We start from the raw sequence: 19243 nt of genomic DNA, 5'->3' as shown, positions 1-19243 counted from the left end.
GTAGGGTTGCCCGCCAGCCACGTCAACGCTTCGGACAGGATCTTTCGAAGCGCTTCGAGCTGTGAACCACCCCCACCCTTGTGAAAGGATTCAATATGAACCGCTCAAGCCCGTCCCGCCCACGTGTCGGGGCGCGGGCGGCGGGCGTGACGGTTTCGGCGCGTGACAGGCGAATCCCCCTCCTCCGACACATCCGGTCCATCCGGTACATCCGATTCGTCGGCGCGTTCGATATCTCGACCAGCGGTCGTGTCTCCGAACGAGAACGTAGGAGCGTCGTCGTCGGCCGTCAATGGATCAGGCCTCCGCGAAGTACCCCCGGGCATGCCCGAAGGCCGGGCGGGCCCCTTGGGGGGTCCACCCGGCCTTCGTCGTACGCGGAGCCTCTCTCCGTGCGGGGCGGCTGCTATTCGAGCAGCTCCGCGTACGAGCCCATGGCCAGGGCGATGTCCGCCTGGGCCCAGAACCGGTGGTAGGTGAAGACGGGGGCCGCGCCGCCCGCCAGATAGGCCTCGATCTTCGGCCAGGCGGGGTCGTCCTGGTAGAAGGAGCGGATCGAGGCGAAGGTGGAAGAGCTGTTCACCGCGTCGCCGTTCGGCATGGCTCCGGTCCAGGCGTTCGGAACGTAGACCGGGTCGTCGAAGCGGTTGTAGTCGGCGCGGGTCTCCTCGACCGCGACGCCCAGCGGGTCCTGGTGGTGGGCCCACATGCCGTCGAGCAGCGCCTTGGCGACCCGCTTGGCCTCCGCGTGGCCGGACTTGGCCGCGTAGTAGGTGAGGGTCTTGGCGTAGGCGGCGGCGACGCCGACGTCGTTCGTGTAGTCGGCGACGGTGACGTGCAGGCCGGCGTTGGCGCCGGGGTTCGCCGCGTTCCAGGTGTCCGGAGCGCCGGACCACTGGAGGGTGGAGGGGATGCGGTAGGTGCCGTCCGGGTTGATCGTGGTCTTCGACAGGGCCCAGGAGACCCACTTGTCGAGGACGGTCTTCGCGGCTGCGTCACCGGTCTGCTGGTAGTACTCGGCGACCCGCTCCATCGACCAGGCCTGGAAGCCGAACCACTGGTTCGACGCCGGGTCGTGGTAGACGGGCTTCTCGTCGTAGTACATGCCGTGGAAGGTGGGGGTGCCGGCCGGCGGGGTGGCGTAGCGGCCCTGCCAGCTGTTGGTGGCGCCGCCCGCGATGGCGCCCTCGTCGGACTGGAGCCAGCGGTAGAACTCCAGCTGCCGGTCGAGGCTGTTCGCCCAGTCGGCCTGGCCCGTCGCCGACTTGGGCTTGAGCGGGGCGTACTCGCTGAGCGCGTAGGCGGCCAGCGGGTTCTGGTAGCCGCCGTGGGCGTGGCTGGATCCGATGCGCCAGGACCAGCCGGCCGAGGTGTCGGTGGCGCCGCCCCAGGCGTAGTACCAGGACATCAGGTAGTGGGCGCTGTTCTTGCCGGTGCCGGCCGGGCAGGCCGTCGGGCCGACGCAGTTGCCGACCTTCTTGAAGTACTTGTCGAACATGGCGTACCGCAGGTAGTCACCCATCTTGGCGGCCTTGCCGACGGTGCCGGCGACCTGGGTGCCCTTGCCCTGCTGCTTGGCCCAGAGGTCGGCCCAGTAGGCGGCCTGGACGGCGCGGGCGTCGGCGTCGGGGGCGTTGGTGAACTTCCACTGCTTGGCGTAGGAGGCGTCGCCCGTGAACAGGTCCAGGTAGCCGTTCCTGCCGCCGTACGTGAAGTTGTCGCACGTCGGGTGGGTGACGGTCTCCCAGACGGACTCCTGCGGGCCGCGCTGGAAGGTGTTGATGTACGAGGGGCCGGTCGCCGTCGGTCCCGCGGAGCACTTCCCGGGCTCGTTGCCGAAGCCGTAGACGTTGTCGACGTCCTGGATCCAGTGCATGCCGTAGATGTCGTCGGTGCCGTAGGCGCTCTTGAGTTCCGCGGCGATCGGGTCGGAGCCGGAGGTCACACCGGAGTCGAGCCGGGCCGGGTACTGCGAGGGCAGGTCCCACTCAGGGGCGTACGTCGCCGGCTTGGAGGGGTTGTACGAGCCGGTGGTCGGGGTGTCGGCGTGGGTGGGGATCATGAACTTCTCCATGATGTCCCAGGCGCCGTTGAACTTGGTCCAGTCGCCGGTGATCTTGCCGTACATGGCCTGGAGCCAGATGAGGTAGCTGTACGCCTCCGAGGTCGTCTCGTGCCCGTGGTCGGGGGCCTCGACGATCAGGGTCTCGACGGAGTGGTACGGGATGCCCTCGGGTGAGAAGTAGCCGTTGGCCGGGTTGGTGATCTTCCCGTGGAGGTCGAGGAAGCGGGCGTCGTACGTGGAGTCCGCGGCCAGCTGGGCGACGGTGACCTCGGCCTTGGCGTGGCCGGGGGCGGTCGCGGTGAAGACGGCGGAGCCGGTGCCGGTGGCCGCGGCGGCGACGGTCACCTTCTGGGCGGTGTTCCAGTTCGCCGGGGTGAAGGTGAGCGCGGCCGGGGTCGCGGTGAGGTTGGTGTTGCCCGAGGTACGGGCGACGCTCACCGTGACGTTCGCGGTCGGGGCGGTGGAGAGCTTCAGGTCGAAGGTGCCGGTGGCGCCCTGGCGCACCCCGAGCTGGCTCGGGGAGGCGACGAGCGCGGGGCCCGCGGCGACGGTGATGCCGACGGGCGCCGACTCGGCGGAGGTGCCGAGGCTGTCGTACGCCTTGGCGTAGAGGGAGTGGGCGCCGGTGGCGAGACCGGCCGCGCTGTGGGTGAAGGGCGCGGTGGTGTCGGTGCCGAGGAGCGTGGTGTCGCTGTAGAACTCCACCTTGCTCACGGTGGCGCCGTCGGCCGCCGCGGCGGTGGCGGCGAGCGGCACCGCGTCGCCCTGGGAGTAGGTCGCCCCGGCGGTGGGGCTGGTCAGGACGGCGACGGGCGGCTGGTGGGCACCCGTGCAGGGGGTGCCGTTGACCGCGAAGGCGGACGGGGCGGCGTTGGCCCCGCTGTAGGTGAACTGGGCGCCGGTGGTGACGGCCGCGCCGGCGGCGACGGTGCCGTTCCAGGAGGCGTTGGTCACGGTGACGTTCTTGCCGGACTGCGACCAGACGCCGCTCCAGCCGTTGGTGAGCTTCTGGTCGCCGGCGTAGGAGTACGTCAGCGTCCAGCCGTTCAGGGCCTCGGTGGCCCGGTTGGTGAGCGTGAGTTCGGCGGTGAAGCCCGAACCCCAGTCGTTCGCCTTGTAGTCGACGCTGCACTGGACCGCGGCCGCCTGGGCCGTGGTGGCGCCCACGGCCGTCAGGCCGAGGGGAAGGGAGAGCGCCGCGGCGAGTGCGGTCAGCTGCAGACGTGGTCTCGATGGTGCTCGTAGGCGTGGCATGCGGGTGGTTCTCCTCGCGGCTCGGGAGGCGGGGGAGCGAAGAGCGAACGTGCATGGAGACAAGCTCTGAACCAGTGGGAGCGCTCCCACTGTGCAGTTGGGACGCAACGGCGTCAAGATGCGCGAAGAGTCGAAGGCGAATGGCGAGGGAATTTACCCAACCCCTCTTTTGCTTGGCGTCTGTTGACGCTACGGTCTGCCCGACCAGTGGGAGCGAATCCGTCCGGTCGGCACACCGTCAGGGGTGTGCCCTCGCTGCGAGGACTCGCTCATGCGACATCCCCCACGTCTGTCCGCGCTGCTCTCCGGAGTGGCGCTCACGATGGCGAGCACCGCGTTCGCCCTCATGGGTACGGCCTCAGGAGCCGCGGCCGCACCCGACTGCACGGTGGAGTACTCGGTCGTCGGCCAGTGGGCCGGCGGCTACCAGGGTGCCGTCACCGTCACCAACAACAGTGCCGCGCTGAACGGCTGGAGCCTCGGCTTCGGCTTCCCGGCCGGCCAGGTCGTGAGTCAGGGCTGGGGCGGCAAGTGGACCCAGTCCGGGACGAACGTCACGGTCGTGAACGAGAGCTGGAACGGCGCGCTCGGTACGGGCGCGAAGATCTCGGCCGGCTTCATCGCCTCCTGGTCGGGCGCCAACACGGCGCCCACCGCGTTCACGCTCAACGGCACGCCCTGCTCCACGGACGGGACCACCCCGACGCCGACCCCGACCGGCCCGACGACGCCCCCGACCACTCCACCCACCACTCCTCCGACCACCCCGCCCACCACTCCCCCGACGACTCCGCCGACCCTTCCCCCGCCGACCCCGGTCTCCGGCGCGCCCGAACTGGGCGTCGTCGGCAACAAGTTCGTCGACCAGAACGGCGCGGTCCGACGCCTCCTCGGCGTCAACCGCTCCGGCGGCGAGTTCATGTGCGTCCAGGGCTACGGCATCTGGGACGGTCCTGTCGACGACGCCTCGGTCAAGCCGATCGCCGACTGGAAGGCCAACACGGTCCGCATCCCCCTCAACGAGGAGTGCTGGCTCGGCCTGGACAACATCAAGCCCGAGTACCGCGGCGCGAACTACGTCAACGCGGTCAAGGACCTGGTGACCAGGGTCCTCGCCCACGGCATGACCCCGGTCCTCGAGCTGCACTGGACGTACGGCCAGTACACCGGCAACTCCTCGGGCTGCTCCGACGTGCACGCCACCTGCCAGAAGCCGATGCCGAACGCCCAGTACACCCCGGGGTTCTGGACCTCGGTGGCGAACACGTTCAAGAACGACAAGCGGGTCGTCTTCGACCTGTTCAACGAGCCCTATCCGGACCGGGCGACCTCCACCGCGGCGCAGGCCTGGTCCTGCTGGCGCGACGGAGGCAGCTGCCCCGGCATCGGCTACGAGGTCGCCGGCATGCAGGACCTGCTTGACGCCGTCCGCGCCACGGGGGCGAGGAACCTCGTCCTCGTCCCGGGCATCGCGTACTCCAACGACCTGAGCCAGTGGCTCACGCACCGCCCCACGGATTCGGCGGCGAATCTCGCCGCCGCCTGGCACGTCTACAACTTCAACACCTGCTCCACCGAGACGTGCTGGAACGACACCCTCGCCCCGGTAGCCGCCCAGGTACCTCTGCTGGCGGGCGAGATCGGTGAGAACACCTGCGGACACGCGTTCATCGACCGCGTCATGAAGTGGTTCGACGACCGCGGCCTCTCGTACCTGGGCTGGACCTGGAACACCTGGAACTGCAACTCGGGTCCCGCGCTGATCAGTTCGTACGACGGCACCCCCACCGCATTCGGCATCGGGCTGCGCGACCACCTGCGCACCCTCACCCCCTGAGAGGATCCCCACCCGCATGAGCCGCACCCGCAGCACAAGCCGCACCGCCCTCCTGGCGGCGCTCGGCCTCATCACGGCCACCGGCGCCACCGCCACCGTCTTCGGCACCGCCACCGCCGGCGCCGCCGCCCCCGGCTGCAAGGTCGACTACCAGGTCACCAACCAGTGGAGCACCGGCTTCGGCGCCAACGTGACCGTCACCAACACCGGTGACCCGGTCTCCGCGTGGACCCTCGAGTGGTCCTACGCCGGCAACCAGCAGGTCACCCAGGGCTGGAACGCCACCATCACCCAGTCCGGCGCCGCCGTCACCGCCAAGAACGTCTCGTACAACGGGGCCCTGGCCAGCGGGGGTTCGACCTCCTTCGGCTTCAACGGCACGTACAGCGGCACCAACGCCGTGCCCGCGACCTTCAAGCTGAACGGTGTCGTCTGCAACGGCGCCACGCAGCCGACGGATCCCCCGACCACCCCGCCCACCACTCCCCCGACCACGCCTCCGACGACCCCTCCGCCGGCCGGCACCAAGGTCGACAACCCGTACGCCGGCGCCAAGGTGTACGTGAACCCCGACTGGTCCGCGAAGGCCGCCGCCGAGCCGGGCGGCACCAAGATCTCCAACCAGCCCACCGGCGTCTGGATGGACCGGATCGCCGCCATCAACGGCACCCCCGGCGCCAGGGGCCTGCGCGCCCACCTCGACGAGGCGCTGGTCCAGAAGGGCTCCGGCGAACTCGTCGTCCAGCTGGTCATCTACAACCTGCCCGGCCGCGACTGCGCCGCGCTCGCCTCCAACGGCGAGCTCGGCCCGACGGAGATCGGCCGCTACAAGACCGAGTACATCGACCCGATCGCCGCGATCCTCGCCGACCCCAAGTACGCGGGCCTGCGGATCGTCACCACGGTCGAGATCGACTCGCTGCCCAACCTGGTCACCAACGTCTCGGGCCGCCCGACGGCCACCCCCAACTGTGACGTCATGAAGGCCAACGGCAACTACATCACCGGCGTCGGCTACGCCCTCAACAAGCTCGGCTCGATCGGCAACGTCTACAACTACGTCGACGCCGGTCACCACGGCTGGCTGGGCTGGGACAGCAACTTCGGCCCCTCCGCCGAGCTGTTCAAGCAGGCCGCCACGGCCGAGGGCTCCACGGTCGACAAGGTGCACGGCTTCATCGTCAACACCGCCAACTACAGCGCCCTGAAGGAGGACCACTTCAAGATCTCGGACTCCGTCAACGGCACCTCCGTGCGCACGTCGAAGTGGATCGACTGGAACCAGTACACCGACGAGCTGTCGTACGCCCAGGCGATGCGCGACAAGCTGGTCTCGATCGGCTTCAACAGCAACCTCGGCATGCTGATCGACACCTCCCGCAACGGCTGGGGCGGCACCCAGCGGCCCACCGGCCCGGGGGCGCTGACCAGCGTCGACACGTACGTCAACGGAGGCAAGTACGACCGCCGCATCCACCTCGGCAACTGGTGCAACCAGTCCGGTGCCGGTCTCGGCGAACGGCCCCAGGCGGCGCCCGCCGCGGGCATCGACGCGTACGTCTGGATGAAGCCCCCGGGCGAGTCCGACGGCGCCTCCAAGGAGATCCCGAACACCGAGGGCAAGGGCTTCGACCGGATGTGCGACCCGACGTACACGGGCAACGCCCGTAACGGGAACAGCATGTCGGGCGCGCTGCCGGACTCCCCGCTCGCGGGCGCCTGGTTCTCGGCTCAGTTCCAGGAGCTCCTGAAGAACGCCCACCCGGCGCTGTAAGGGAACACGGGCCCTGGGCCCCCACGGTGCCGCATCCGTCCGGCGGGACGGGTGCGGCACCTCGGCGTGCCCGGAGTGAACGCCATTGGTCCGACAAATGGCGGCCTTCCGGAGCGGTTGACGCGCGTCGACCGGAGCCAGCAGTCTGCTCGTGGCAGGTTCACATCAACGCCCGATGGAGGCCCGCACGATGCACGGACGCGCTCTCGGTTCACTTCTCCCCAGACTCCTGCTCGCCTTCGCCCTCCTGGTCACCGGCATGGCGGGCGTGGTCGCCACCGCCGGGACCGCCCGGGCCGACGGCTGCTACACCTGGTCCCGCACCCTGTCCCAGGGCGCCACCGGCGCCGATGTGACCCAGCTGCAGATCCGCGTGGCCGGCTACCCCGGATACGGAGGCGTGCTCGCGATCGACGGATCCTACGGACCCGCGACCGTCGCCGCGGTCAAGCGCTTCCAGACCGCGTACGGCCTCGCCGCCGACGGCGTCGCGGGGCCCGCGACCTTCTCGAAGATCTACGGGCTCCAGGACGACGACTGCACCCCGATCCACTTCTCCTACGCCGAACTGAACGACTGCAACACCACCTGGTCGGGAGGCGCGGTGACCGCGGCCACCGCCAAGTCCAACGCCCTGCGCACCATGTGGAAGCTGGAGGCGCTCCGGCACGCCCTCGGCGACGAGCCCATCCGGGTCACCAGCGGCTTCCGCAGCCACGCCTGCAACGACGCGGTCGGCGGTGCCTCGTCGAGCCGCCACCTGTACGGCGACGCCGCCGACCTCGGCGCAGGCCCGCACTCGCTGTGCCGGCTCGCCCAGCAGGCCCGCAGCCACGGCTTCAACGGCATCCTCGGCCCCGGCTACCCGGGCCACGCCGACCACACCCACCTCGACCACCGATCCACCCGCTACTGGTCGGCCTCCAGCTGCGGCATCTGACCACGCCACCGGGAGGAGCGCGGGCACGCCGAGGCGGGCCCGCGTCGCTCCTCCCTCGCGGGCCCCCACCGATCCGCGGCGGCGCCGACTCGCACCCGACCGACACCCGCCCGCCCAGCGCCGGCAGCACCGCTCAGCAGGACCCCCGACGGCGCAGCGCCGCCCGCCCGGCTGACCACGACACCCGAGTGCCGACCGCCCCGCTGACCACGACACCCGCCCGCCCCACGCCGACCGCCCCGCTCAGCAGGACTCCCGTACCACCAGCTCCGTCGGCAGGACATGGCGGCCCGCGCCGTCCGGTGTCCCCGCGATCTCCTGGAGCAGCATCCGCGCCATCGTGCGGCCCATCTCCTCGATGGGCTGCCGCACGCTCGTCAACGGCGGGTCCATCAGCCGCGCGATCGGCGAGTCGTCGACCCCCACCAGGGCCACGTCCTCCGGCACCCGCCGGCCCGCCTCCCGCAGCGCCCCGCGCGCGCCCGCCGCCATCACGTCGGAGGCGGCGAACACGGCGTCCAGGTCCGGACTGCGCTCAAGCAGCAGCCGCATGGCCCGCCGGCCGCCCTCCTCGGTGAAGTCGCCCGTCGAGACCAGCGCCTCGTCGGGCGCGAGTCCGGCCTCCGCGAGGCCCGCCCGGTAGCCGCCGAGCCGGGCACGTGCCACGTACATGTCGAGCGGTCCGGTGACGGTCGCGATCCTGCTCCGTCCGCGCGCCACAAGCCGGGCGACGGCGGCGCGCCCGGCGCCGATGTTGTCGGAGTCGACGTACGGCACGGGCTCGGCCTCCGCGCGGCGGCCGTTCATGACGACGGGGAGGCCGAGTTCCCTGATGCGGTCGGGCAGCGGGTCGTCGCCGTGGACCGAGGCGAGCAGGACACCGTCGACGCGCTGGGCGGCGAGGTACTGCTCGAAGCGCTGCCGCTCCTGTTCGCTGCGGACCAGGGTGAGCAGCAACTGCTTGTCCGCCTCGGCGAGTTCCGCGCTGACTCCGCGGATGAGGTCGAGGAAGTACGGCTCGGCGAAGAGCCGGGCCTCGACCTCGGGGATGACGAGGGCGATCGCGTCCGTACGGCTGCCGGCCAGGGCGCGGGCGGCCTGGTTGGGGACGTAGCCGAGTTCGGCGACGGCTCTGGCGACGGCCGTTCTGGTCTGCTCGCTCACCCGGGGGGAGCCGTTGATGACCCGGGAGACCGTGCCCCGGCCGACTCCTGCCCTGGCGGCCACCTGCTCCAGGGTGGGTCTGCCGCTCTGCCGTCCGCTCACAACTCCCGAACTCCCCTCGTAGGAAACGTGCAGCTCACCATGGCCCGCAGGAAACGGAACGAACGATGGGAGCGCTCCCACAATAGTCCCCTCCCGCGCCCTCGCGCCACGACCGTGCGTTCAGGAGGTGATACGACCGTCCGCGCCTCGGGCCGCGAAACCCCCGGAAAACCATCCGGTAACGAATCCGCGTTCATGTCTTGACACCCGTACCCGCCAGGCAGCAACCTTCCGGCAACGACGTGGGAGCGCTCCCATCCGGGACGCGTACAGCCTTCATCAGGTCCTGGCGGGCGCCGCCGAGCCGCGATCAGCCGGCCGGGCCTCTTGGCGCACAACGAGCACCACCTTGGACGAGGAGAGTGGAATGCGCACTTCCAGCAGCAGACGCGGACGCCGTGCGGCGATCGCGGCGGTCGCCGTCGTCGTGACCGGCACGACCCTGCTCACCGGTTGCGGCAGCGACGACGACAACGGCAAGGGCGGCACCGGCACCAAGGCCGGCGAGAAGATCACGCTGCGGATCGGGACCTTCGGTTCCTTCGGCTACGACAACAAGACCGGCGCCAAGCTCTACGCCGAGTACGAGCGGCTCCACCCGAACATCAAGATCGAAGAGTCGAACGTCTCCGACGGCCAGAAGTACTGGGACACCCTGAAGCTGCGCCTCTCCCAGAACAGCGGTGTCGCCGACATCCAGGCCGTCGAGGTCGGCTACATCGCCGAGGCGACCGGCACGGCCATGGCCGGCAAGTGGGTCGACCTGGGCAAGGAGGGCGGCGCCAAGGCCGAGAACTTCCTCGACTGGAAGGTCAAGCAGGCGACGACCGCCGACGGCAAGCTCATCGCCCTCGGCACCGACATCGGCCCCATGGCCATCTGCTACAACAAGGACCTCTTCGCCAAGGCCAAGCTGCCCACCGAGCGCGACGCCGTCGCCAAGCTCTGGGCCGGCGACTGGGCCAAGTTCATCGCGACCGGCGAGAAGTACAAGGCGGCCGCGCCCGCGGGCACCTCCTTCCACGACTCGGCGAGCGGCCTCTTCAACGCGGTCGTCTCCAGCGACCCGGTGCAGTACGCCAACACGAGCGGCGAGCTCGACTGGGAGAACAGCCCCGGCGTGAAGAAGGCCTGGGACACCGCCGTCGCCGCGGCCCAGGGCGGCCTCACCGCCAAGCTGCGCCAGTTCGACGAGAAGGGCACCTGGAACGCGGCCTTCAAGAACTCGAAGTTCGCCACCGTCGCCTGCCCCAGCTGGATGACCGGCATCATCAAGGACCAGGCGGGACCGGCCAACCAGGGCAAGTGGGACATCGCCGCGCCTCCGGTCGCCGGCAACTGGGGCGGCTCCTTCCTCGCCGTGCCGAAGGCCGGGAAGCACACCAAGGAGGCCGCCGAGCTCGCCGCCTGGCTGACCGCCCCCGAGCAGCACGCCAAGGTCTTCGCGGTCAACGGCAACATCCCCTCGTCCAAGGACACGCTCGCCTCCTCGGCGGTCCAGGAGGCGAAGCTGCCGTACTTCGGTGACACCCCGGTCGGCAAGATCTTCTCCAGCGCGGCGGCCGGCATCACCCCCGCCGTGATCAGCCGTTACGACGGCCAGGTGAAGACCTTCCTCACCGACAACGGCATCCTCGACATCGAGCAGCGCGGCACCGACCCGGCCAAGGCCTGGGAGAACGTCAAGAAGCTGGTCGACGACAAGATCGACCAGTAGCGGGGGCCGTGCCGGTCCGCCACCCACGGGCGGCGGACCGGCACCGTCCGCACCACCGCACGCATCGACCTGGAAGGACGCCCCCGTGGCCACCTCCGTTCGGGCGAAGCCGGACGGCTCCCCGCCGCCCGCCGCACCGCCCTCCTCCCCCGGCCCGCGTGGCCGCCGTTCCGCCCGGGGCGGCTGGCGCAGCACGCTCTACCGCTGGGACCTCAAGGCGATCCCGTACGTCTTCATCGCCCCCTTCTTCCTCACGTTCGCCGCCTTCGGGCTCTTCCCGCTGATCTACACCGGCTGGCTCTCGCTCAACCGGGTCGAACTCGGCGGTGACCCGACGTGGAAGGGTCTGGAGAACTACACCGACCTGGCGACCAGCGAGTTCTTCTGGAACGCGCTCTTCAACACGTTCACCATCGGGATCATCTCGACCGTTCCCCAGCTGCTCATGGCCCTGGGCCTGGCGCACCTGCTCAACTACAAGCTCCGCGGCCGAGGCTTCTTCCGGGTCGCGATCCTCGCCCCGTACGCCACCTCGATCGCGGCGGCGACGCTGGTCTTCGCCCAGCTGTTCAACACCGACTACGGGATGATCAACAGCGTCCTGGGCTGGGTCGGGTTCGATCCGGTGAACTGGGAGTCGTCCAAGTGGCCGGCGCAGATCGCCATCTCGGTGATCGTCACCTGGCGCTGGACCGGCTACAACGCCCTGATCTACCTGGCCGCCATGCAGGCCGTGCCGCAGGACCTGTACGAGGCGGCCTCGCTGGACGGGGCCTCGCGCTGGCGCCAGTTCATCAGCGTCACCATCCCCTCGATCCGGCCGACCATCCTCTTCACGATCATCGTCTCCACCATCGGCGCCACCCAGCTCTTCGGTGAGCCGATGCTCTTCGGCGGCAGTGTCGGCATCAGCGGCGGCAGCGGCAACCAGTTCCAGACGCTGAGCCTCCTGATGTACGAGAAGGGGTGGGTGACCGGCGCGCTGGGGCAGGCCTCGGCGATCGCCTGGGTCATGCTGTTGATCCTGCTCCTCATCGGCGGCGTCCAGGCGCTCGTCTCCCGCCACAACCGCAAGAAGCTGGGGGGCTGACCCGATGGCCCGCACACTCGACACGACGCCGTCCCCGGCGAAGGCCCCGGCGAAGGCCCCCGCGGAGGCCCCGGCGGCCCGGTCGCGGCTCCGCCTCCGCCCGTCGGCCGGGAAGCAGCACCACGCGGGACCGCTGACCTACGTCCTGCTCGCCGTGGCCGCGTTCGTCTCGCTCTTCCCGCTGTACTGGAACCTGGTCGCCGCCTCGCACACCGGCGAGCGGGTCGTGGAGGCCCCGGCGCCGCTCCTTCCCGGCAAGCGCCTCCTGGACAACCTGACCTTCGCCTGGAACCAGGTCGACATGGGTGAGGCGCTGATCAACACCACGATCGTGGCGAGCCTGGTCGCGCTGTCCACCGTGCTCTTCTCCACGCTCGCCGGCTTCGCCTTCGCCAAACTGCCCTTCCGGGGCCGGGGCATGCTGCTCTCCCTGGTCGTCGCCACGATGACGATCCCGCCGCAGCTCAGCGTCATCCCGCTCTACCAGATCATCACCGACCTCGGCTGGTTCGACCAGCTCCAGTCGGTCGTCCTGCCCTCGCTCGTCGCCGCCTTCGGTGTGTTCTTCATGCGCCAGTTCCTGGTGGAGGCCCTGCCGATGGAGCTGGTGGAGGCGGCCCGGATGGACGGGGCGCACAGCCTCCGGATCATCTGGCACGTGGTGTTCCCGATCGCCCGGCCGGCCATGGCCGTGCTCGGCATGCTGGTCTTCGTCCAGTCGTGGAACGACTTCTTCTGGCCGTTCATCGCCCTCACCACGGACGGCAACCCCACCCTCCAGGTGGCGCTCGCCGGACTCGGAGCGGGCAACCACACGGTGGACCACGCCATCGTGCTGACCGGCGCCCTGATATCCACCGTGCCGCTGCTGCTCGTCTTCGCCTTCCTCGGCAAGCACATCGTGGGCGGCATCACGGCCGGCGCCGTCAAGAGCTGACGACCCGTCCCCCTCCGTTTCGCACACATCGCACGCCACGACCTTGGGAGCGCTCTCCTATGACCGCGTCCGAAACCCGGCCGCTCACCGCCACCCGCTCGTTCCCCGCCGACTTCCTCTGGGGCGCGGCCACCGCCGCGTACCAGATCGAGGGAGCGGCGGCGGAGGACGGCCGTACCCCGTCCATCTGGGACACCTTCTCGCACACCCCCGGCAAGGTCTTCGAGGGCCACACCGGCGACGTCGCCGTGGACCATTACCACCGGTTCCGCGAGGACGTCGGTATCATGTCCGAACTCGGCCTGAACGCCTACCGCTTCTCCGTCTCCTGGTCCCGGGTGCAGCCCACCGGCCGGGGACCGGCCGTCCAGAAGGGACTCGACTTCTACCGGGCGCTCGTCGACGAGCTGCTCGCCGCCGGCATCGAGCCGTCCCTGACCCTCTACCACTGGGACCTGCCGCAGGAGCTGGAGGACGCGGGCGGCTGGCCCGAGCGGGCGACCGCCGAGCGGTTCGCCGAGTACGCGGGGATCGTCGCCGACGCGGTCGGTGACCGGGTCAAGCGGTGGACCACGCTCAACGAGCCGTGGTGCAGCGCCTTCCTCGGATACGGCTCCGGGGTCCACGCCCCCGGCCGCACGGACGCGGTCGCCTCCCTGCGGGCCGCGCACCACCTCAACCTGGGCCACGGTCTCGCGGTCCAGGCGCTGCGGGCCGCGATGCCGGCCGACCGTCAGATCTCGGTCTCGCTCAACCTGCACGAGGTGCGCCCGCTGACCGGTTCGGCGGCGGACGCGGAGGCGGCCCGCCGGATCGACGCGGTGGGCAACCGGATCTGGCTGGGCCCGATGCTGGAGGGCGCCTACCCCGAGGACCTGCTCACCGACACGGCGCACCTCACGGACTGGTCCTTCGTCCGGGAGGGTGACACGGCCGCGGCGCACCAGCCGCTGGACCTGCTCGCGATCAACTACTACGCGCCGACCATCGTCTCCGAGGTGCCGGAGGGGGCCGAGAAGCCCCAGGACGACGGTCACGGCAACAGCGCGTTCTCGCCGTGGCCGGGCGCCGACTCGGTCGCCTTCCACCGGGGGCCGGGCGAGCCGACCGCGATGGGCTGGGCGGTCGACCCGAGCGCCCTGTACGACCTGCTGACCCGGGTGTCCGACGCATATCCCCAACTCCCGCTGGTCATCAGCGAGAACGGGGCGGCGTACGAGGACGTGGTCTCCCCGGACGGCTCGGTGCACGACCCGGAGCGCGCCGCCTATGTGCACGCGCATCTGGAGGCGGTGCACCGGGCGATGAGCGACGGCGTGGACGTACGCGGCTACTTCCTCTGGTCGCTGCTCGACAACTTCGAGTGGGCGTACGGCTACGCGAAGCGGTTCGGGGCCGTCCGGGTGGACTACGACACCCTGGAGCGGACCCCGAAGTCCAGCGCCCGCTGGTACGCGAAGGTGGCGCGCACGGGTGAGCTGCACACCCCCTGAGGTCGCACGACGAGGAAGGCCGTGCCGGGTTCGCCGGCACGGCCTTCCGTCATGGGGTGGGCGCCGGTCAGATGTCGACGACCCGGTAGCCGATGACGTACACGCCGCCGGAGCCCTCGACGGTGCGCCACTGGGTCTCGGCGCCGACCTCGCTGCCCGTGACGAGCGTGGCACCGAGCTTGTCGTCGCCGCCGAACGTGTCGAGGTCCCACAGGGTCATCGTGCGGGCCTGCTCCTTGCCGAGGATGAGGGCCGCGTTGCCGTTGCCGTCGGCCATGGAGCGGACGTAACCGCTGCCCATGGTCTGGTACTTGATGCCGTTGCCGGGCCAGACCTTGACGGCGTTGCCGTTGGCGTCGGTGATCTTGAGGTACGCCTCGTCGTGGTCGCCCTCGCTGTTCTTCTGGCAGTGCAGCTCGACCAGTTCGATCCGCACGTAGTCGATCGGCTCGGCCTGGGCGGTGCCGGCGAAGGCGGCGACGCTGCCGAGTCCGAGAAGGGCGGTGGCGGCGGCTCGGACGAATCGGTTCTTGCGCATGTGGTCCCCCCACACATCGGGTCACTCGCGTGACGGTGGTTCCGGTCCGCCCCTGTTCGGCGGGGCCGGTGTGCCGTTCCCCTCGGCACGTCCCCTACTGTGCCGGTCCGCCGCGCCGGGTTCTACGCGCGTTCCGCTGGACGGAACAGCACCGGTCGGCTTCGGTTTCAGGGGACGAGGACGGCCGCCGGGACCGTGCCCCGCGGGCCGCCGCTCCGGGCGAGCGCGCGGCTGATCGCGGCCCCCGCCTCGGCGACGCCCCGGGCGAGCGCGTCGAGCGGCCGGCCGGCCGGAACCATGCCGGCGAGGGCCGCGACCGTACGCCCGTCCGGGGTGCGGACCGGCAGCGAGGCGCAGCAGACCCCGTCCATCACGTCCTCCCGGTCGAGGACGGGCCCGCCGCGGAGCGGCCCGCGCAGGGCCTTCCCGGCGGCGGTGTCGAGCCGGAACGCGATGCCGTCCCGTACGGGGAGGAGCGGTTCGAGGTCGCCCGGCACCGAGCCGACCGTGATCGCCATGTCCTCGCGCAGCACGGTGAGGACCACGCTGGCACCGGTGGCGGCCCTGAGGCGCTGGAGCGGCAGCCGGGCGGCGGGCCGCAGCCCGGGGTGCGGCTCCCAGGCCTGGCCGATGCGGTACAGCTGGGGGCCCACCCGGTAGCGGTTGCCCTTCCGTTCGACGGCGCCGAGCGTGACCAGCTGGTCGAGCAGCCGGTGGACGCTGCCCTTGGGTACGCCGCAGGTCAGCGCCAGTTCGGTGACGCCGGCCTCGTCACCGCTCCGGCGCAGCGCGTCGAGCAGCGCGAACGCCCCTTCCAGGACGCCACGGCCGCGCGCCCGCGTCGCCGTGTCGCCGCCGTCTCCCCGGCCGAGATCGGCTCTGCCCGTTCCACGTCCCTCACCGGTGTCCATGAGTCCCCCCGACTCCGCGGGCCCGGCCGTGACCCCGATGGCTCGGCTCCGGGCACGCCCCCACCATGCCGCGTACCGGACCGTTCCGGCGAAGGGCTTGCGTCGTCCGTCGTGTCGCGGGCAACCAGCCCTAGAGTCTCCGGACATGAGAGACCCTCAGCCGCCCGCCTCCCGGTCCCGTCGGCGCAGGACCACCGGGCTCGTCGCCCTCGCCCTGACCACCGCCGTCGCCGGCCTCGCGACCGCCTTCGCCGCCGCCCCGCCCTCCCGGTCCGCGCCCCGCCCCGGGCCGGAGGTCACGACCGCGGCGAGCCCGTGGATGCGTGTGCCCGGCGCGCCGCCGACGGTGATCGCCCACCGGGGCGCCTCCTCGGCCGCCCCCGAGAACACGCTGGTCTCCGGTGAGGTGGCCCGGCGGGGCGGGGCCGTGTGGATCGAGAACGACGTCCAGCCCAGCGAGGACGGCGTGCCGTACGTCCTCCACGACGCGACCGTCGACCGGACGACCGACGGCACGGGCCCGATCCGTTCCCTGACCTCCGCCGAGCTGGACGCCCTGGACGCGGGCTCCTGGTTCGCCCCCGCCTACGCCGGGGCGCGCGTCCCGACCCTGGCCGACCAGTTGGCGGACCTCAGGAAGCGCGGCGGGAAGCTGCTCCTCGAGATCAAGGGCCGGCACGGCCACGCCGAGGTGGAGCGGATCGTGCAGGAGGTCCGCCGGCAGGACATGGCCGACCGGGTCTTCGTCCAGAGCTTCGACATCCCGTCGCTGCGGTACGCCCGTGAGCTCGCTCCCGAACTGCCGCTCGGTCTGCTGCGGGACACCCTGGACGCGGACCCGGTCGCGCTCGCCGAGGAGCTGGACCTCGCGGCGTACAACGTCTCGGACGCCGCGCTGTCCACCCGTCCCGGGCTGGTCTCCGAGCTGCACGCCGCCGGCCTGGCCGTCTTCGTGTGGACGGTCGACCGGCCGGCCCGCTGGAAGGTCCTGGACGCGCTCGGTGTGGACGGCATCATCACCAACCGTCCGACCGAGCTGGGCGGCTGGTGGGCGGGCCGTACGGCCTGATCGGCCGTCGGCCCGGCGCGTACCGTGGCCGCTACGGCGTGACCTTGAGGTCGTCGACGAAGGCCCGGACCATGATCGCGTGGGTGTAGACGACGGTCCCGGGCTTGATGAGGCCGCCCTCGCCGTCGCTGCCCTTCACCTGGACGGTGCGCTCGCCCAGGAAGGTGAGCGTCTCGCGGTCGAAGATCCATTCGGTGCGCTGTCCGCCGGTCTCGTCGAGCCGCGCGACCGCGACTCCCTCGCGGCCGGCGGCGTCGGTGGCGCGGTCCACCGCGACGACCCCGGGGATCTTCGCGGCGGCCCGGTAGAGCGCCGCCGTGAGCCGGGGGGTCGGCCAGCTCTCACCAAGGAGGTCCCCGATGGTGGTGAAGGCCTGCTGGTCCCTGCCGTTGCCCTGTCCCTCGGTCTCCTCGTAGATCTTCCGCAGCAGCGCGTCGGGGTCGGTGGGGAGGGTGGCGAGGTAGTCGTGCGAGGGGGCGCCCAGGTGCGGCTTCGGCACCTGGCCGGTCTCGTCGGTGCCCGCCAGGGTGATGCCCTCGGGGCCGGTGGTGCCGGGCTCGATCAGCCAGCCCTTGAGGCCGTCGGGGGACCGCCAGGACTGCCGGGTGTGCAGGGGCCTGCTGACGAGGCTGCTGACGCCGTCGACGGTCCGCACGTACGTGGTCGCGGTCCGCGACTCGATGTAGACGTACTGGTCCGCGCGGCCCTTCGGGGCGTCCGCCCCGGCCGCGGCCAGCGAGATCCGGTCGAGGAGGCGGGGCGCGCCGTGGGCGTCGACGGCGCCGATCGTGGTGGTGAGGGCGGGTCCGGTGGCGAGCTCGTGGGGGCTCCGGTCACCGCCGCCGGGGGTGAGGGCGAGGACGCCGACGGCGAGGGCGCCGGCGAGGACGGTCGCGGCGGGCAGGAGGATCGCCTTCCGCAGGAAGGGGTTGCGCGGGGCGGCGGCGCGGCGGTCGTCGTGGATCCGGCTCATCAGGCGCTCCTTGTGGAACTGGTGGCGGCCCGGAGGAAGGTCGTGCTCCTCGGTCGCCGGGAGGTCTCCTGTGTCGAGCCGGTTCGCCGTGGCGGGCTGGTTCGGGGCGGGGTTCATCGGATTCCTTCCTGCGCGGGCCGGACCGCGTTCGTGCGATCACCTGTTGTCTGTCGGGGGCGGGGGGCGGGTTCCCGTTTCTCCGGGGTCGGTTCGCGCAGCCCTGGGGGAAGGTCGCGTCTCTCCGTGCCCGGGGCGCGCGGTTCCAGGGCGAGTTCGGCCTCGGTGCCGGTGCGGAGTTTGGCGCGGGCGCGGGAGAGCCGGGAGCGGACGGTGCCGACGGGGACGCGCAGGGCTCTGGCGACGTCGGTGTAGGCGAGGCCTTCCCAGAGGCAGAGCACGAGGATCTCGCGTTCGGTGCGGCGGAGCGTGCCGAGGGCCCGCAGCGTGGCCGCGATGCGGCGCCGGTCGTCGAGCCGTCCCGCGACCTCGGACGCGTGGTCGGCTACGGAGGCCTCGGCGGGTCCCGCGGCGGCGTACGCGGCGGCGGCCGCCCGGTAGCGGCGGTTGCCGCGGCAGTGGTTGCGGGCGACGTTGGTGGCGACGCCGAGCAGCCAGGGGCGGAGCGATCCGCCTTCGGGGTCCACCTTCAGCCGCAGCCGCCAGGCCTCCAGGAAGGTCGCCGCCATGACGTCCTCGGCGACCGACCAGTCGCCGGTCAGCCGGAAGGCGTGGTTGTAGACGCTGCGGGCGTAGGAGTCGAAGAGTGCGGCGAAGGCCGAGGGGTCTCCGTCCCGGATCCGTGCGCGGGTGTCTGTGTTCACGTCTCTCGTCTGTCCGGGCCCGGTGCCGGGTTCCCGTGACGCGCGTCACTCCGGGAGGTGAGTTCCTCCAGGAGTTCGGGGTTGACCACGCGCAGGATCGTCGCGACGTGCCCGGGGTCGGCCGCCGCCCACAACACCTCGCGGGCCGCCCGGTACTTGGCGGCGAGCCGGTCCCGGTGCTCGGGCGGCAGCGCGGCGGCGCGGTCCCGGCGGCTGTTGTGCGCGTTGTCGGCGATCTTCACGAGGGTGGCGTCGGGGTCGTCCGTGATCCGGCGGATCTTCTCCTCGTAGGGCGTGCCGGGCCGGTTGGTGACGGCTTCGACGATGTCGACGACCCGGTCGGGGATGCCGGTGGCGCGGAGCCGCTCCGCCGTCCAGGGGGTGTCCTCGATGACGTCGTGGAGCAGGCCGGCCATGACGAGGTGCGGGCCGAACGGTTCGAGTCCCGCGGCGACCGCGCGGACGTGTGCGACGTAGGGGACACCGATCTTGTCGGTATGTCCGGCGTGCGCCAGGACGGCGAGTTCGTCCACCTCGGCGAGTGTCTTCATCGCCCCA

At 71.3% G+C, this 19243-nt stretch carries 15 protein-coding genes; 8 read left to right on the top strand and 7 right to left on the bottom strand.

Annotated features, from left to right (window positions below; genetic code table 11):
• Positions 1-406 precede the first annotated feature (406 nt).
• On the bottom strand, positions 407-3319 hold the full coding sequence (locus ACZ4VK_RS18550; protein WP_468353423.1) for a glycoside hydrolase family 48 protein: 2913 nt from the start codon (positions 3317-3319) through the stop codon (positions 407-409).
• A 271-nt stretch (positions 3320-3590) separates the two neighbouring features.
• Between ACZ4VK_RS18550 and ACZ4VK_RS18545 the strand changes: the two genes are divergently transcribed.
• The 3 genes from ACZ4VK_RS18545 to ACZ4VK_RS18535 all read left to right on the top strand — a co-directional run bounded on the left by ACZ4VK_RS18545 (position 3591) and on the right by ACZ4VK_RS18535 (position 7870).
• Positions 3591-5156, top strand: a complete 1566-nt coding sequence (locus tag ACZ4VK_RS18545) for a cellulase family glycosylhydrolase (RefSeq protein ID WP_468353422.1) — start codon at positions 3591-3593, stop codon at positions 5154-5156.
• A 16-nt stretch (positions 5157-5172) separates the two neighbouring features.
• Positions 5173-6930 carry a glycoside hydrolase family 6 protein gene (locus tag ACZ4VK_RS18540; RefSeq protein WP_468353421.1) on the top strand — a complete coding sequence of 586 codons (1758 nt, stop codon included), beginning with the start codon at positions 5173-5175 and terminating at the stop codon, positions 6928-6930.
• A gap of 259 nt (positions 6931-7189) precedes the next feature.
• Positions 7190-7870: a D-Ala-D-Ala carboxypeptidase family metallohydrolase gene (locus ACZ4VK_RS18535; RefSeq protein ID WP_468353663.1), complete on the top strand. Its 681-nt coding sequence runs from the start codon at positions 7190-7192 to the stop codon at positions 7868-7870.
• A gap of 243 nt (positions 7871-8113) precedes the next feature.
• Here ACZ4VK_RS18535 and ACZ4VK_RS18530 read toward each other — a convergent pair whose 3' ends face one another.
• Positions 8114-9136 carry a LacI family DNA-binding transcriptional regulator gene (locus ACZ4VK_RS18530; protein WP_468353420.1) on the bottom strand — a complete coding sequence of 341 codons (1023 nt, stop codon included), beginning with the start codon at positions 9134-9136 and terminating at the stop codon, positions 8114-8116.
• A 367-nt stretch (positions 9137-9503) separates the two neighbouring features.
• On the opposite strand from ACZ4VK_RS18530, the gene ACZ4VK_RS18525 reads away from it, so the two are divergent.
• The 4 genes from ACZ4VK_RS18525 to ACZ4VK_RS18510 all read left to right on the top strand — a co-directional run bounded on the left by ACZ4VK_RS18525 (position 9504) and on the right by ACZ4VK_RS18510 (position 14373).
• A complete protein-coding gene (locus tag ACZ4VK_RS18525) occupies positions 9504-10853 on the top strand; it encodes an ABC transporter substrate-binding protein (RefSeq protein ID WP_468353419.1) in 1350 nt (449 codons plus the stop codon).
• An 85-nt stretch (positions 10854-10938) separates the two neighbouring features.
• Positions 10939-11943, top strand: a complete 1005-nt coding sequence (locus ACZ4VK_RS18520) for a carbohydrate ABC transporter permease (protein WP_468353418.1) — start codon at positions 10939-10941, stop codon at positions 11941-11943.
• 4 nt (positions 11944-11947) lie between these two features.
• Positions 11948-12880: a carbohydrate ABC transporter permease gene (locus ACZ4VK_RS18515; RefSeq protein ID WP_468353417.1), complete on the top strand. Its 933-nt coding sequence runs from the start codon at positions 11948-11950 to the stop codon at positions 12878-12880.
• Positions 12881-12939: 59 nt separating this feature from the next.
• Positions 12940-14373, top strand: a complete 1434-nt coding sequence (locus tag ACZ4VK_RS18510) for a GH1 family beta-glucosidase (RefSeq protein ID WP_468353416.1) — start codon at positions 12940-12942, stop codon at positions 14371-14373.
• Between the two features lie 67 nt (positions 14374-14440).
• Here ACZ4VK_RS18510 and ACZ4VK_RS18505 read toward each other — a convergent pair whose 3' ends face one another.
• Both ACZ4VK_RS18505 and ACZ4VK_RS18500 read right to left on the bottom strand, forming a co-directional pair.
• Entirely contained in the window at positions 14441-14911 is a 471-nt protein-coding gene (locus ACZ4VK_RS18505; RefSeq protein ID WP_468353415.1) for a hypothetical protein, read from the bottom strand.
• A 167-nt stretch (positions 14912-15078) separates the two neighbouring features.
• Positions 15079-15822: an IclR family transcriptional regulator gene (locus ACZ4VK_RS18500; protein ID WP_468353414.1), complete on the bottom strand. Its 744-nt coding sequence runs from the start codon at positions 15820-15822 to the stop codon at positions 15079-15081.
• 145 nt (positions 15823-15967) lie between these two features.
• Here ACZ4VK_RS18500 and ACZ4VK_RS18495 point away from each other — a divergent pair, with 145 nt between their 5' ends.
• Positions 15968-16891, top strand: coding sequence for a glycerophosphodiester phosphodiesterase (locus tag ACZ4VK_RS18495; protein WP_468353413.1), 924 nt, complete (start codon positions 15968-15970; stop codon positions 16889-16891).
• A 31-nt stretch (positions 16892-16922) separates the two neighbouring features.
• On the opposite strand, the gene ACZ4VK_RS18490 is transcribed toward ACZ4VK_RS18495, so the two are convergent.
• The 3 genes from ACZ4VK_RS18490 to ACZ4VK_RS18480 are packed head-to-tail and all read right to left on the bottom strand — an operon-like array spanning position 16923 to position 19236.
• A complete protein-coding gene (locus ACZ4VK_RS18490) occupies positions 16923-17981 on the bottom strand; it encodes a CU044_5270 family protein (RefSeq protein ID WP_468353412.1) in 1059 nt (352 codons plus the stop codon).
• Entirely contained in the window at positions 17978-18685 is a 708-nt protein-coding gene (locus ACZ4VK_RS18485; protein WP_468353411.1) for an RNA polymerase sigma factor, read from the bottom strand. Before ACZ4VK_RS18485 ends, ACZ4VK_RS18490 begins: the two co-directional genes overlap by 4 nt.
• Positions 18682-19236 carry an HD domain-containing protein gene (locus ACZ4VK_RS18480; protein ID WP_468353410.1) on the bottom strand — a complete coding sequence of 185 codons (555 nt, stop codon included), beginning with the start codon at positions 19234-19236 and terminating at the stop codon, positions 18682-18684. The genes ACZ4VK_RS18485 and ACZ4VK_RS18480 overlap by 4 nt, the downstream gene beginning before the upstream one ends.
• Positions 19237-19243: the final 7 nt, after the last annotated feature.

Source organism: Streptomyces sp. NPDC028711 (assembly GCF_055565415.1).
This window is presented reverse-complemented; position numbering and strand designations above follow the sequence as displayed.

Bases quoted from the DNA above. Each gene is read 5' to 3' on its own strand.
- ACZ4VK_RS18550 (WP_468353423.1), bottom strand. From the start codon at position 3,319: ATGCCACGCCTACGAGCACCATCGAGACCACGTCTGCAGCTGACCGCA.
- ACZ4VK_RS18545 (WP_468353422.1), top strand. From the start codon at position 3,591: ATGCGACATCCCCCACGTCTGTCCGCGCTGCTCTCCGGAGTGGCGCTC.
- ACZ4VK_RS18540 (WP_468353421.1), top strand. From the start codon at position 5,173: ATGAGCCGCACCCGCAGCACAAGCCGCACCGCCCTCCTGGCGGCGCTC.
- ACZ4VK_RS18535 (WP_468353663.1), top strand. From the start codon at position 7,190: ATGGCGGGCGTGGTCGCCACCGCCGGGACCGCCCGGGCCGACGGCTGC.
- ACZ4VK_RS18525 (WP_468353419.1), top strand. From the start codon at position 9,504: ATGCGCACTTCCAGCAGCAGACGCGGACGCCGTGCGGCGATCGCGGCG.
- ACZ4VK_RS18515 (WP_468353417.1), top strand. From the start codon at position 11,948: ATGGCCCGCACACTCGACACGACGCCGTCCCCGGCGAAGGCCCCGGCG.
- ACZ4VK_RS18510 (WP_468353416.1), top strand. From the start codon at position 12,940: ATGACCGCGTCCGAAACCCGGCCGCTCACCGCCACCCGCTCGTTCCCC.
- ACZ4VK_RS18505 (WP_468353415.1), bottom strand. From the start codon at position 14,911: ATGCGCAAGAACCGATTCGTCCGAGCCGCCGCCACCGCCCTTCTCGGA.
- ACZ4VK_RS18500 (WP_468353414.1), bottom strand. From the start codon at position 15,822: ATGGACACCGGTGAGGGACGTGGAACGGGCAGAGCCGATCTCGGCCGG.
- ACZ4VK_RS18495 (WP_468353413.1), top strand. From the start codon at position 15,968: ATGAGAGACCCTCAGCCGCCCGCCTCCCGGTCCCGTCGGCGCAGGACC.
- ACZ4VK_RS18490 (WP_468353412.1), bottom strand. From the start codon at position 17,981: ATGAACCCCGCCCCGAACCAGCCCGCCACGGCGAACCGGCTCGACACA.
- ACZ4VK_RS18480 (WP_468353410.1), bottom strand. From the start codon at position 19,236: ATGAAGACACTCGCCGAGGTGGACGAACTCGCCGTCCTGGCGCACGCC.